This window comes from Spirosoma sordidisoli, from assembly GCF_004138325.1.
In the GTDB taxonomy this organism is placed as follows: Bacteria; Bacteroidota; Bacteroidia; order Cytophagales; family Spirosomataceae; genus Spirosoma; species Spirosoma sordidisoli.
Genome location: NZ_SBLB01000011.1, coordinates 137,462 through 151,573, shown reverse-complemented (window position 1 = coordinate 151,573; position 14,112 = coordinate 137,462). Strand labels below are relative to the sequence as shown.

General features: G+C 58.9%; 11 protein-coding genes. 5 read left to right on the top strand and 6 right to left on the bottom strand.

Annotated elements, in window-relative coordinates:
• Positions 1 to 118: 118 nt before the first annotated feature.
• The gene (locus EQG79_RS27780; RefSeq protein WP_129606024.1) at positions 119 to 1,510 is read left to right on the top strand and encodes a hypothetical protein; all 1,392 of its coding nucleotides are present in this window, start codon (positions 119 to 121) and stop codon (positions 1,508 to 1,510) included.
• A gap of 7 nt (positions 1,511 to 1,517) precedes the next feature.
• Here EQG79_RS27780 and EQG79_RS27775 read toward each other — a convergent pair whose 3' ends face one another.
• The 4 genes from EQG79_RS27775 to EQG79_RS27760 form a co-directional block, all read right to left on the bottom strand.
• Positions 1,518 to 2,399: a hypothetical protein gene (locus tag EQG79_RS27775; RefSeq protein WP_206445615.1), complete on the bottom strand. Its 882-nt coding sequence runs from the start codon at positions 2,397 to 2,399 to the stop codon at positions 1,518 to 1,520.
• 29 nt (positions 2,400 to 2,428) lie between these two features.
• Positions 2,429 to 5,869 carry an IPT/TIG domain-containing protein gene (locus tag EQG79_RS27770; RefSeq protein ID WP_129606020.1) on the bottom strand — a complete coding sequence of 1,147 codons (3,441 nt, stop codon included), beginning with the start codon at positions 5,867 to 5,869 and terminating at the stop codon, positions 2,429 to 2,431.
• A gap of 43 nt (positions 5,870 to 5,912) precedes the next feature.
• On the bottom strand, positions 5,913 to 7,466 hold the full coding sequence (locus tag EQG79_RS27765) for an IPT/TIG domain-containing protein (protein WP_129606018.1): 1,554 nt from the start codon (positions 7,464 to 7,466) through the stop codon (positions 5,913 to 5,915).
• An 82-nt stretch (positions 7,467 to 7,548) separates the two neighbouring features.
• The gene (locus EQG79_RS27760) at positions 7,549 to 8,469 is read right to left on the bottom strand and encodes a caspase family protein (RefSeq protein WP_129606016.1); all 921 of its coding nucleotides are present in this window, start codon (positions 8,467 to 8,469) and stop codon (positions 7,549 to 7,551) included.
• Positions 8,470 to 8,556: 87 nt separating this feature from the next.
• On the opposite strand from EQG79_RS27760, the gene EQG79_RS27755 reads away from it, so the two are divergent.
• From EQG79_RS27755 to EQG79_RS27740, 4 genes are all read left to right on the top strand, one after another.
• Entirely contained in the window at positions 8,557 to 9,423 is an 867-nt protein-coding gene (locus tag EQG79_RS27755; protein WP_077922039.1) for a hypothetical protein, read from the top strand.
• A gap of 8 nt (positions 9,424 to 9,431) precedes the next feature.
• On the top strand, positions 9,432 to 10,670 hold the full coding sequence (locus EQG79_RS27750; protein WP_077922038.1) for a CHASE2 domain-containing protein: 1,239 nt from the start codon (positions 9,432 to 9,434) through the stop codon (positions 10,668 to 10,670).
• Positions 10,657 to 11,640 (top strand): hypothetical protein, encoded by a 984-nt coding sequence (locus tag EQG79_RS27745; RefSeq protein ID WP_077922037.1) that lies wholly within the window; start codon positions 10,657 to 10,659, stop codon positions 11,638 to 11,640. Before EQG79_RS27750 ends, EQG79_RS27745 begins: the two co-directional genes overlap by 14 nt.
• A gap of 94 nt (positions 11,641 to 11,734) precedes the next feature.
• On the top strand, positions 11,735 to 12,679 hold the full coding sequence (locus EQG79_RS27740; RefSeq protein WP_129606014.1) for a 1-phosphofructokinase family hexose kinase: 945 nt from the start codon (positions 11,735 to 11,737) through the stop codon (positions 12,677 to 12,679).
• An 84-nt stretch (positions 12,680 to 12,763) separates the two neighbouring features.
• Here EQG79_RS27740 and EQG79_RS27735 read toward each other — a convergent pair whose 3' ends face one another.
• On the bottom strand, positions 12,764 to 13,162 hold the full coding sequence (locus EQG79_RS27735) for a hypothetical protein (protein WP_077922035.1): 399 nt from the start codon (positions 13,160 to 13,162) through the stop codon (positions 12,764 to 12,766).
• Between the two features lie 12 nt (positions 13,163 to 13,174).
• Positions 13,175 to 14,080, bottom strand: coding sequence for a universal stress protein (locus EQG79_RS27730; protein ID WP_129606012.1), 906 nt, complete (start codon positions 14,078 to 14,080; stop codon positions 13,175 to 13,177).
• Between the last annotated feature and the right edge of the window lie 32 nt (positions 14,081 to 14,112).

The following is a 14,112-nucleotide window of genomic DNA, read 5'->3' as shown; positions in this document are numbered from 1 at the left end:
TCATATGGGTCATGTTTTCTGTAAATTATTTTACTTACAGAAAATATGACCCATTTCTATGAGAATCAAATGTTTACTAGTTGCTCTGTTTGTATTGTTGGGTAATTGTGCTGACGTCATGGCACAGACGGCCGGCATTCGGATTACCTATGATTACCTGCACCCCGACCGAACCAGCTGGGTATACGTTCGGCCAGCGGGGGATACGCTGCGGGGCACCGGCCGAAACATCCGCGTTCGGCAGGAGACGCCCGTTTCTGTATCCGTTGTGAACTGCAACGTGGAGGTCATCCAGCCTGAAGTCAGCATCCGGCGGGGCGCCCGTGCCGACTCGGTAGTAGCAACGGGTATCAGCGATTTCTTTTCCCGCATCTCCGGCGTACTCGTGCCCGGCATGGGTCTCGATCTGCGAAACCTGTTGACCCCTAAAGCTCGGGGCGAAAAAGCGGGTAGCTCACTTATCTACGCGCCCATGCAGATCGACCTGTCAACGGCCGATCAGCTCGCCAACGCCAGTTTGGTAGATCTGGAAGGCCAGCTGCGTGACCGGCTGACCGAAGCCGAACGCTGGCGCTCGATCCAGACCCGGCTCCGGGGACTGCGCTACAACACGACCCTCCCTAAACCAGAATTGACCCGACAGGCCGACGAGCTGGTCCGGCAGCTGACGCCTACCGCGCTGCCGCTCCTGACCGACGGGAATACCGCCCGCCAGGTGTTCCGGCAGCTCGCCCTCGAAAATGCCGAATACATGAAATACGTACTCACCCTGTTTAAACGCCAGGCTACCCGTCAGCCGGTGTCGCGGGGCGATACGGATACGCCCTCGTTTAACTCGTTCGCCATTGCCGAGTCGGCCCGTATCTACGAAAAAACAATTACCGACGAACTGGCCGACCAACTCACCGCCACCCTGTACGAGGTGGTGACGCATTATTCGACCCTGCGGCAAAACACCTTTACGGCCTCCTGCAACGCCACGGTCAACAAGGGCAGCGAGGCTCTGCTGATTCAGTTTTACGATACAACCGTTCCCGACAAACGGAGGCTGGCCCGGTCGGAGCAGTTCCAGATCGATGCGCCGGGGCGGGTACAGCTTGTCACCAGCTTTGGTCTGTCGTTTATGGGCTACAGTCAGCCACCTCAGGCGTATGGGTTAATCGATGGGAAAATCAGCGCTACCGACCTCGACCGGTTTTCGCCGGCCATAACCGGCCTCTTTCACGTGTTCAAGCGCTCAACGAGTACCACCCGCCTGGGGGCTCACCTCGGAGCTGCCGTACCACTCAGCGATGCCAAGGCGGTTGGGTTTCTGATTGGGCCATCGCTCGCGCTGGGTGGCACCAACGTGATCTGCCTGAACGCGGGAATCTTTACCGGGCGCACCACCCAGCTCAGCAAAGGGCTGGCCGTGGGTGACAAATACAGCTCGACGAGCCTGCTGACCGTTAATCGATACGCGCTGGGGTATCAGGTTGGGGTTTCGTTCGTGTTTGGGCAACGGCGGTGAAGGCTGATCAGAGTATAACCCGCAGGCCCAGGTTGGCGGTCCGGTAAACCCCGGTGTTCTTACCGGCCAAATATTGGGTTACGAACCCCGTAATTCCCAGCCGCAGCGAGGGCTGAAACTGCAACCCTGTTCCTATCTGCGAACCGCGACTGGTCTGGCTGAACACTCGTTCGGCGTTTTTCGACAGACCAATGGCGTGATTCATGAGGCCCATCAGCCCCAGCCGGGGCGTAAGCTGAAACTGCAGCAGGGCCGTAAGCGGTATGGCTACGCTACCCGAAATCGACTTTTTGGGAATATTGTAGGTCAGACCCGGCTGGGCATACAAAAACAGCCGTCGACTCAGTTCAAATACATAAACGACCTGCAGGCGCAGACTGGTCAGGTTTTCATCGGGTTTGTAGATGGGCTGGTATACCGATCCCTGAACCAGCAGCTTTCGGTTGCGGGCAATGGGTTTCCAGCGAAAGCGCAGGCCCACGTGGGTAAACGCCTGATCGTTGACCAGGGCCGAATCGCGGCCGAAGACCCTGAACGGCGACGACTGCGGGTCAATATCGACCCGCAGGGAGGAGTACTGCAGATCGACCCCAACGTTGAACCGGCTGCTGGCCGAGGTGCCGTAGCTGATTTGCAGCAGGTTGACAAACTGGCTCAGCCGGGCGTTCAGATCCTGCCGCTCGGCATTGGAGGAGAACAGCTCGTTGGTCGTGAAGAGGCTGCCGAAATTATTGACCTCAACAAATCCTTTGGGCAGGATGATGGCCGACACGGTCGAATAGAAAAACGGATCGTTGTAGAGCGAATCGAGTTTCTGAGTACGGGTTTGCTGGGCGTAGCCTGTGCCTGCCATCAGGATCAGCGCTAACGCAAGAATATAGTTCATCATAACAAGGGGCAGAGGCTGCCCAGACTGAGTTAGTTCTCGGGACATAATCTGATCTGGGCTTTTCGGGAGGTGTTCGCTACGTCGGTCAGGTAGAATACGCCGTCTCTGGCCCGGCTACCCATCAGCACTGATTCGGGGTTGAGATTGCCAAATCTTCGTACTTCCATGATAACCAGGCCGGTATACAAGTCAGTATTTTTTCCTTCTTTGAGCGGGCCGCTGCTGCTGCTTAGCTCGAACTTCAGGGTGTACTCATAGCCCGGAAACCCGTCGCAGAAGCGGTATTTAAAATTCGGGTCGTTATTGTTGGGGTAGAAGTTTTTGAAGGTGTCATAAAAAGCAGGATCGCAGGCGCTGGCTGCGCTGGCATAATAAACCGTACCGAAAACACGGTAGCTTCGCTGGCCTATTGTTTCTTTCTGGTCATAACTGCGCTGGTTATCCGAACAGTCTTTGGTAGTGCACCCGCTAACGCCAGCGTTACAGTTTTCGTACAGAAACTGGAAGAAGGTGCGGCTGGTAGTCCCCAGTGTAGGGGCATGGGTAATGTTGAAGCGCTGATAGACCCAGGGATTACAAAGCCGCGACAGGAAATTAATGCCGGTGAGGTTGGTGGTGCCGGTACTGATGTTGCCCGCGTTTAAGCCGTCGCCCCCGGCTACCACATCGAACTGCACCCCCGGGCCGGCCCCGTTCTCATTGACTAACTGCACCAGACCAGACTGGGTGTTGGCCGGCACTTTCAGGGTAATCTCATCGGCCGCGATCCGGATAAACTGATCCCTCGCCACAGTCCCACTGGTGAAGCGCACCTGGCTAACGGTTCCGAAGTTAGTGCCCCGCAGCGTCAGTGCCGACCCCGGAATAACCCCGGTTGGTACGCAGCGGCTCTTGTCGATGGTAGGCAGGATCAGGTTCACCGTAAACGCGTTGCCGCTGCAGCGCTGGCCCGCGTCGCCGTTCACGCAGATGGTACCGGTAACGGCGTTTTCGGGTACCCGCACCCGTAACGAACCGCTGTTCTTGTCCAGAATCTGGGCCGGGGTCGATCCTCCTCCGCTGAACCGGACCTCAGTAACTGCATCCAGGTATTGACCCGTAATAGTCACCTCGGCGCCACGGCTTCCGTTGGCGGGGCTGAACCCGCTGATGACCGGCGCCCGGACCACGCTGAACCCGTCGCGCTGTTCGGCATCAACGAGGTTGGTTACCCGAATGGCACCGTCGCTGGCTCCATCGGGCACTTTGGCAATGATCTCGTCGTCGAAGTTCAGCTTAGGGTACTCGGTGGCCTCGCGCCCGCCAAAGGAAACCCTGGCGCCGTAGAGGTAATCACCCCGAATGGTGACCAGCCCGCCAACCACCTGCCGCCTGGGGCTGAAGTCGTCGATGCGGGGCTTGCGAACGATGGTGAAGTTTTCGCCGGAATGTTCGTCGCTGCCGGCTTTGTTGTGGGCGTAGATACGCCCGCGCAGGGCTGCGTCGGGTACTGTTACGGTGAGCTGGGTACCCTCGGCATTTTCGCTGAAGGCCGATTTAGCTACCGCCTGCCCGCCTATTTTAACGTCGTCGATCCGCTTAAGGCTGGTTCCCTTAATGATCAGCGACTGCCCGGCCCGGGCCCGGTTCGGGTTGATATCGGTAATGTTGGGTTTGCCGATAATCTGAAACTCGCTGGGACTCTCGGTGCTGTATCGGGTGTTGAACACGCGGATTTTTCCCGTACGGGCGTCGGGCGGAATCCGGACGGCCAGCCGCACCCGGGTGGGTGTCTCAACGTTTTCGGCGTTCTGAGACGATCCCTCGAAACGCACCGCGCACTCGTCGAAGTTCTGGCCCGACAGAATCACTTTCTCACCGACGAAGCCTTCGTTGTTGTTGTATTCCGACGCGACGCTGGTAACGCCCGGCGAGAGGATGACGTTGAAAACGGGGGTGTCGGTATACTCGCCCGATTCGTTGTTCCAGACCCGAATAGCCCCGTCTTTGGCAAAGGCGGGCACGCGGAAACTGATCTCGTCATCGTCGTTTTTCTCCAGGGCGACGGCCGTAGGGGTCTGATCGGTGGCGAAGAAGACGCGGGCTCCGAGCAGGTAATTACCCCGTATGGTAACCAGACCGCCCACAGGCGCCCGGGTTGGGCTTAGTTCAGTGAGTACGGGTTTGAGAACTACCGTCAGGTTACGGCCCGACGTGCCGCTGCCAGCCCGGTTGGTCAGGATAAGTCGGCCGGTGGTGGCATCGGCAGGGACGGTAAGTTTGAGTTCACTGCCTTCGGTGCGGCCGGTGATGGTGGCCGCTTTGCCGTTGAGGCTGGCCTGGGTAATGCGATGCAGGTTTCGACCCCGTACGGTGATGTCTTTACCACGGCCCTGGCGGTCAGGATCAGCCGTCAGCTCGGCCGGCGCCAGCAGCATAAGAAACTTCTGAGGAGCTTCGGTCGTGCCGCCGGGCGAGGTAACGGTCAGCGGGGTCTCGCCCGACTGGCTGCGCTCGGGTACGGTCAGTTCGAGCTGGGTGTTGCTGAGGACGCGCAGGCCGGTAGCGGGCGTGCCGCCGAAGCTGACGGTGGTTACGTCGAGCAGGTTCCGGCCCGTGAGGGTGAGCTTGTCGCCCCGGATGCCTTCGGTCAGGCTGAGGCCGGTGGCGTCGATGAGCGGGGGCGGAATAATGATCAGGCTATCGGGCGTGGTTGCGCTGAGCTTGTCGAATACCGTCACCGTCAGCCGGCCCGAGCTGGCGGTAGGGGGCAGGCTGAAGCGGATCTGGTTATCCTGAACGGACGTTTTGGTCTTATCGATGGGCTGACCGTTGAGGCTCACGACGCCATCGAGCAGGTTTTTGCCCGAGAGGGTGATTTCCTGACCAACAATGGCTCGTTTGGGCGAAAAGCCGGTTAGCTCGGGCGTGGCGGCCACGATGAAGTTGGCCTGGCTGGTTCCGCCGGCCGTTTCTACACTAATCGGTACCGGGCCGCGGCCGAGCGAGGGTACCTTAACGCTGATTTCGGTGGCCGACCCGGTGCCGACCAACTCGGCGGTGGTGTTGCCAAACCGAACGGCTTTGAGCTGATCCAGGTAGTCGCCCCGGATGCGGACGGTCGTTGCCGGCAGTCCGTTGGCGGGTTCGACGCTGCTGAGCTGGGGCAGGGGCTGGAGTACGGTAAAGGGGAGGGGGCTGGAGGTGCCGTCGGCGTTCTGAACCCGAATCGTGGTGGGCCCGATCGGCAGCCGGGGCAGGGTGAGTGTAATGGCGTTGTCGGCGCGGGTTTTGGTCGGTACGGTCTGGCCGGCGATGGTGACGGCAGGGTCCTCGCCGAACTGGCTGCCCGAGAGGGTGATGTCGGCGCCGATGGGCGCGGCCGTGGGGCTAACGGCGGTCAGCTGGGGTGGGTACTTCTTTTCTTTGCAGGAGACTGTACAGAATAGGATCAGCAGGTTGACCAGGATCAGTAGGACAGACTTGTTCATAGGCAGGTGGGGAATCAACAGGCATTACATGGACGTAAAGGCGTCACTTACAGTCACTACAAATCGTGGGGGTTGGGTAGGAGAAATACTTCAAATCTTTCTTGCACATCTTGAAGAGGGCGCCGTCCTGTACCGAATAGGCGTAGATGTCGCCGGTCTTTGTCATGTTCCCGACGTAGGTGACGGGTTTACCGTTGTTCCCCGCAACAACGATTACCGTACCCGTGTAGGCCGTATTCTGGCTGTTGCGTTCCAGCTTCAGCAGGTCGTCGGTGGCGATCAGGGCAGCCCCGGTCGTGTACCGGTACGCTACGTAGGTTTCGAACAAGCGCCCTTGTAGTTGCTCAGGCACGTAGCCTTTCATGTTGCAGCGGGAGGAGAAATATTTGAAGCCGATCTCGTAGCCGCGGTTGGGCGAACAGTAAAAAAACGAAGCCGGATCGCAACCGTCCGAAATAACTCCCGTCGTTATGGACCCTACATTGGTGGCAACATTACCGGTGTTGATGGCATCGCTGCCCGACAGTTTGCTGATGCTGTAGGGCTTGCCATGACCGTATTCGTTGTTCACCCGGACAGACGTCGCCGTGGCCTCGACCGGGACTTTGATCATACAGCTGCCCGACTCGTTTGACAAAAAGCTGGCGGCATTTACCGTGGCGGTAACTTCTCCGTTGCCGTTCATAAAATCGATGCCCGTCACCGACGAAAAATGAGTGCCGCGCAGGGTGAGTGGCCCGCCGGGAATCAATCCATTCGGAACGGGCGTCTGGCTGATGGTTGCCTGCGGAGCGCCGGTAAACCGACCTTCGTTCGATAGCCCGCCCGCGGTCTGTATCGTAATCGCTACGGGTTGGACAGACCCGAACTCCGGCGTAATAACAGTGACTACATTGTTGGCATTGCTCTTTACCGGAACCGTCTGGCTCCCGAATTTGACCGCTGTGATGTTTTGCAGGTTCTGGCCTCGTATGCTGATCTCGGTGCCGGCGCATCCTTTTTCGGGCACAACGCTGGTTATCGTGGGCGCTGGCTGCGGAACCGTGACGGTAAAAACGGACAGGCTGCAGAACTGCCCCCCGCTGTTGCGCAGGCAGATGCTCCCCGTAACCGCATTGGCCGGTACGACCACCCGCAGCGAGTTACCCGATGTCTGAAACGCAGCCGCCGAAGAGGTTCCGTTGCCGAAGCGCACCTCCGTTACATCGTTCAGGAAGGTGCCGCTGATGAGTACTTCACTGCCGGCCTGACCCGACGATGGGCTGAAGCCGGAGACGAAGGGCAGGGGCTGGAGTACGGTAAAGGGGAGGGGGCTGGAGGTGCCGTCGGCGTTCTGAACCCGAACTGTAGTGGCCCCAATCGGCAGTTGGGGCAGGGTGAGTGTGATGGCGTTGTCGGCGCGGGTTTTGGTCGGTACGGTCTGGCCGGCGATGGTGACGGCAGGGTCCTCGCCAAACTGGCTGCCCGAGAGGGTGATGTCGGCGCCGATGGGCGCGGCCGTGGGGCTAACGGCGGTCAGCTGGGGCGGGTATTTCTTTTCCTGGCAGGTGCTGAACAGACCGATAGCCAGTCCGAGTACTACTACGAAACGGTTCATGGTGTGGAGGAGGGTGTGATAAGCTGAAACGCAATACAATTAATACGTACCTGACCTTCTCATCGGGAGAAAGAGTAGTCAACTACCTGGCAATGAGCAGAAATTCACTATTGGATTCGTCGGAACCGAAGGAGCCCATTTTTACACTGGCTCCTATGCGGGTGATCGCACTCTGGCGTTCGATGTAGGATTTCAGGTCAGAAGCGGGCAGAATGCGGTAGTCGCTGCCGGCGGCCTCGTTCAGCTTTTGAATAAAAAACCGGGCGAAAGGGGAGTGTTTTCCTTTCTCGCCGTCGGCCACGGTTTCTTTACCGCCCGACGTCAGGTATTTACGGGTCTGGGGTTTCAGTTTGGTGAGGATAAAGGGCGTTTGTCCGCCCAGCTCTTCTACGTCGGCCCGGACTCCGCGTTCGGGGCCATCGCGTTTTAGCTCGTTGGGGTTTTGGGTGGCGAAATAGCTATCGAACGTTCCGCCGTAGCATACGTCGAGGGTGAGCAGTACGTGACGGCAGCGGAATTTGGCGAGTAAGTCCTGCAGGTAGGCGAAAGACAGGTGGTTGGTATACCCATCGTCGCCGGCTTTTGAATTGGTCATGACGGCGTATCCCTGCTGCAATACAGGATCGAAATCGCCATGGCCGGCAAAGAAAATGAAGAGCTGATCGTAAGGCCCGTATGACTGGCTGGCCAGCCGCCGGATCTGTCGAACACAGCTGTCTTTCGTTACGTTGGCGAGCAATGTGGTCCGGAAACCGAACTTATCGCGCAGCAGGGCTTCGATTTCGCGGGCGTCGAAGGTGGGGTTTGTGAGGGGGCGGTAGGCCGGATCGGTAAAGGTATCGTTGGCAATCAGCAGGGCGTAATCGACCCGGGCAGCCTGCGCCGACCCACCCCGAATCTGGTATGATCCGGGTGCCGACGTAGCCTGAATGAGTTGAGCATAGACACCGTCACCACTGAGTAAATTAAGCGTCAAAAGCAGGGTAAAAATCACAGAACGCATGTAGGAACCTGGTAATGGGTTGATTTACTGAAGGAAATGTACCTAATTAGACGGCGAATGATCCACACATAACCGCAACTTTACTAAATGGTAGGTAGACTGCTGGGACTGGTATTATTACCGATGGTAGTGGCCGGTCAGAAAATAGAGAACCTGCGCCACGAAGCGTTCGGGTCCGATGTCGTGATTCAGTATCAACTGACCGGCACCCGGCCCAGCCAGCAGTTTCTGGTCAAGGCAATTTGTCAGAACGGTACGCAAACCATTGCCCTGAACCATACGGAGGGAAATGGCGTGGGACGGGTACGGGCTCAGGACGGACCCGATCGGCAGATCGTCTGGCACGTGACCGACGACGTTCCCGAGCTGGTGGGCGATCATATTACGTTCACCCTGACGGCCGTTCCCGTCGAAGGCAGCGCGGCCGTGAGCCGGGGCGCCGAGGAGGTGGCGGCTCCGCTGTCGCTGGCCGACCGGCGGGCGGTGTTATACAACGAGCTGACGGGACAGACCGACACCTACCTGGAGCAGGTCTATAATGAAGTAACGGCTTTTAAAAACTTCGGGGAACGGGCTTTCGAGAGCCGCACCGATCTTATCCGGCTCGATCAGCAGATCCAGAGAACCAACGAAGCGTATGAGAAGCTGTTGCTGAATAAAGAACCCTTCAAACAGCGGATTCGTAGTCTGTGGGGCAATGAAAAGTTGAATGCCGACGCCGATCAGTTTTTCAGCCGGTCGCTCGATCAGATGCACCGAACTTTTCTGCTGCCCTTCAACGAAACCCTCAGACAAATCAACGACGTGGCCAGCGGTAAATTCAAACCACGCGAACGAACGGAACGCATCCAGCGCATCCGCATTGAACTCGAAATCCGCATCTCGCAGCTCCTGGCCGAAATTGAGTCGGTCAAGGGCGATGCCAAAGGCTTCTACACCAACCTTCGTTACTAATTTCTACTATGTCCCGATCTCTCCTGGTTGATTCGCTCGGCGCTACCATCGCCGTTTTTCTGGTATGCGGCCTGCTCAAACTGGCTGTCTTCAGCATTGGGTTCCTGGACCCCGTTCATAGCGCGCTGCATCATGTCGGGCTTGAGTTCGACAATCACATCCATGGCCAGACCCGCGCCCCGCTGGGGCCCTCGTCTTCGTCGATCTGCCTGGTCGATATCGGCAAAGCCAACCGGTCCGGGATTGCTGCCATGCTGACTGCCATTGCGCGGCAGAACCCCCGGCTGGTGGCGGTCGATGTGGTATTCGACCGGAAAAAAGCCCCGTCGGATACCAGTCTGCAACGGGCGCTGGCCCAGCTCCAGCAACAGCGTAAGCTGGTTATGGCCTCGTGGCTGGCTATCGAAGGAGAAGCGGGCCACGCCCGCAGCGAACTCCACGAGTCTGACGCGCCGTTCCGGCTGGGACCAACGGGCTATACCAATTTCGTAGCCGAAGAGTCGGACGGGGTGGTGCGTCATCACCTGCCTGCTCTGCCCCCCCTGGGCGACGCCCCCGGCGATACGCTGTCGTTTGCCGCCCGGATCGTGTCGATCGTGGCGCCGGCTACCTGGCAGCAGTACGGTAACCACCGGGCCGCCATGAAGGCCAACGAACCCGACTGGATTCTGTACCAGCAGGACCAGCGGCTGTTTAGCCGGTTCGACAGTACGGATCTGGCCCCCGGCAGCGCCCGGTTGCCCGAGCTGCGCAACAAAATTGTCCTGCTGGGGTCGATGGCGGGCGCGGCCGACCCGTACGTATCGGAAGATGTTCATCAGGTGCCGCTGGGCGACGGGACTCGTTTGACCGGGCTGGAGATTCACGCTAATATTCTGGCAATGCTGCTGGACGGCACCCATCTGCGAAAAATTCCCGACTGGGTACTCTGGCTGGTATCGTTCCCGCTCTGCTGGGTGCTGATGATGTTTTTTGCCTGGCAGTTTCAGCGGTATCATATCTGGTTTCATCTCGTTTTCAAAACCGTACAGTTCATCACCGCAGCGCTGATCGTGCTGGTGGCGCTGTTGCTGTTCCGGTTCGGGCATATCGAAATGAACACGCTGCCGTTGCTGGCTCCGATGGCTCTGGCCGTCGATGTGCTGTATTTCTACGAAGGGTTTGCCCGCTGGCTGACCAAACGATCCTGGCTTCCCAAACGCATTCCGTATACAACCTATTTCGACGATAGTCATGCACACCACTAAGCTCCTCTTCCTGCTGGTCGTCCTGCTAAGTCCGGCGGTTCTTTCGGCTCAATCAACGAAACAAACCGCGCCCGCAGCGAGTCGGGTACTTTATGCCGACGGCCCCGTTTCGTACCGCACATCGGCCCGCTCGCCCTGGGTATCCATCGGCCCGGCCAGTCAGAACCCGGCGCTGGCGGCTGCGTATACCATAAAACTGAACGAGCAGAGTATTCTGGTGCTGGAACAACCCGGCAAAGCGCCCGTCGTGATCCGCAACCGGCCGGGTGAGTTTACCGTGACCACCCTGTTGCAGTCGTCGGCCAGCGACGGGATCGGGCTGGCGCTGGCCGACTATTTCCGGTATCTGTGGCGTAACCTGACCCACCATCACGAAACGATCGACTCGTACGCGCAGGGGTATATGAAGCGCAAAGGGGTGGTGAGCCGGGGCTGTACCGTACCGCTCATGCTGACGCCCGACTACGGCGCGGTGCTGGCATCCGATACGTCGATGCAGTTTGGCTGGAAGCGCGACCCGGCGGCCCGGCGCTATACCCTGGCCATCTATGACAACTACGACGAAAAAGCCAACACCCTTTTCACAACCGAAACCGCCGATACTACCCTGGCTTTTAGGCTCGACAAACCTTTCATCGAAAAAGAGGTAACCTACTACTGGTCTGTTTATCCGGTCGGTAAGCCCAACTGCGCCCGGTATACGTTCTCGCTGCCAAAACCCGATGCGTTGCGTACGCTGGAGACGAAACTGGTAGCCCTGGACCAGGAGATGCAGACCAGTGCGGCCCTGGCTGCGTTCGTCAGAGCTACCCTGTACGAAGGAAACCGGTTTTATCCGGAAGCGTACCGGGCCTATTTTCAGGCGTACCGGCTGGCCCCGGCCAACGTGCTGTTTCGCGATGGGCTGGCGCTGTTTCTGGCCCGGCGCGGCATGACCCAGCAGGCTCATGCGCTGCTGGCCAGCCGCTGAATAAGAGGCTAAGGCTGATCAAGACCGGGGCTGACGGACCTCATGGGGTGGGTAGGCAGAGCTACTTATTTTTACCGATACAGACCTATTTGTTATGATCATAACTCTCACGCTCAACCCGGCGGTGGACATCAGCATGACCGTTGATCGGTTAATCCCCGAACAGAAGCTGCACTGCTCCCAACCCAGCTACGATGCCGGCGGGGGCGGTATTAACGTATCGAAAGCAATCCGTCGTCTGGGTGGCCAGTCGCTGGCGGTCTTCACCTCCGGTGGAGCCACGGGTATTCGGTTGCAGGAGCTGGTGGAACAGGAAGGTATTTCGTACCAGATCATCGGTATTCAGGAGCCGAGCCGCGAGTGCTTTGTGGTGGCCGAAACCGCCACCAACCAGCAGTTTCGGTTTGGAACGCCGGGGCCGGTACTGACGGGTGCCGAAGTCAGCGCCTGCCTGGCCCACGTGCAGACCCTGGCCGAACCCATCGACTATCTGGTAGTCAGTGGCAGCCTGCCGCCTGGTTCGCCGGCCGACCTGTATGCCACGATTGCCCGGTTCGCCAAAGCGCGGCATGTCAGGTTGGTGCTCGATACCTCGGGTGAACCGCTGCGGGCGGCTCTGGACGAAGGGGTATTTCTGATAAAGCCGAACCTGGGCGAGCTGGCGCGGCTGGTCGGCGTCGACCGGCTCGAAACGGACGAGATCAACCAGGCGGCTATGAATCTGATCAACGAAGGAAACTGCGAAGTGGTGGTGGTATCACTGGGGCCGCGCGGGGCGCTGATGGTCACCGCCGACGGGCATGAGTTTGTGCAGGCACCGCCCGTTAAAAAGATGAGTACGGTAGGGGCGGGCGACAGTCTGGTGGGCGGCATGGTTCACGCACTGGCCCAGGGAAAATCTTATGCCGACGCGCTCCGCCAGGGCGTGGCCTGCGGAACGGCCGCTACGATGAACCCCGGCACGGAGTTGTTCTACCGGGCCGACGCCGACCGGCTTCTGGACTGGATCAATCAACAACGTCAGATGCAGTTGTCGTAGGTAGTACAGGGGCAACCCGTAACAACGATTTGGGGCAGAAGAAGGAGCCGATGGCCTCTTTTTCTGCCCCAAACCGTTGATTGGTTACTGAAAGGCGGGCAGTTCAGTCATGTAGCGCCGTATGTCAGTCTTGAACGTCCGGAAGTCGGCGTGGAAACTGTCCATTTCGTTGCGCAGATACTGGTGGTCGAGCCGGGTTTCGGCGTCGAGAATACGACCCAGCCGTACGCCTTTGGCGACCTCGCTTTCCAGGGTGTCGATTTCGTGCAGCAGCCGTTTACTCAGTCGGCGGAAGTGGTGCAGCTGGCTGAGTTCGGCCGTCCAGGTCGTGTCGGCTTCGGCGCCGGCAACGGTGATCTCATTCAGCGTTCCCAGCAGCTCTTCCCAAAAGTTCACCTCCTGCAGGGCCAGTTCGAGCTCGTTGCGCCAAATGCGGTGCAGGAGGTGAACCTCGGTTAACTGGCGATATTTTGCTGGTTTCATACGCGGGGTCGGTTAGAGATAGGTAGCAACGGACAGGCTGTCCAGACTCGACGGCTGGACCGATACCGCTGGCTGGGTCACATCGGCGGTGCTCACGGTAACCGTATCGTACAGGGTAAGGAGGGGCACCCGGGGGTGGTAGGCCATCGACCGCGTTACGCTGTTGGTCAGCAGCACATCCAGTATGGTTTTGTGGTGGGGGAGCATCACCAGCAGATCAACGGCATGGGCGTCGAGGTAGGCGTAGATGCCGTGGCGCACCTCGTCGTCGTGAATGGTATAGCGAAGAGTAGACAGGTTTTCCAGCGCTTTTTCGACATACCGGCGGTTTACCTCACTGCTGTGGCTGTCGGGCTCGGCGGGATTCTCGATGGTGAGCAGGGTAAGCGCGGCTGCTTTCCGGGCCGCCAGATCAGTCAGGAACCGGAGCGACTCGGCATCGTTGACGGAGCGGTAGTCGGTGGCCAGTACGACCTGTTCGACCGGGCGAATAGGGGCCGACAGAGGTACGACCAGCACGTTGGTGGCGGCATGCCGAACCAGCCCGGTAGCGACGTTGCCGATAAACTCGCTGAAGCCAGCCCCCGTTGTGCCGGCCACGACGAGATCGAACTGTTCGTCGGCCAGCAGCTGTTCCACAACCCCTACCGGCCCGCCCAGCGCTACCAGCTTCTGATAAGTGTGGTAGCTCGGTACGGCTGGTTGCGTGAGCGATTGTTGCAAGTCGTGTAACGCCTGCTCGGCGGATTCGCGCTGTTCGGCCAGCAGAAAAGCCCCGTTATGGCTCAGGTCCGGTTCGAGCGGGAGCGCGTGCAGGAGCGAAAAACTGGCCGCCGTGTCGGCAAACAGCGCCTGCGTAAAGGCGATGGCATGGCGTGAGGCCGCCGAAAAATCGGTTAATAACAGGATCTTATACATGGTTGTGAGGAAAGGTGAGTTGATCGGCTTGT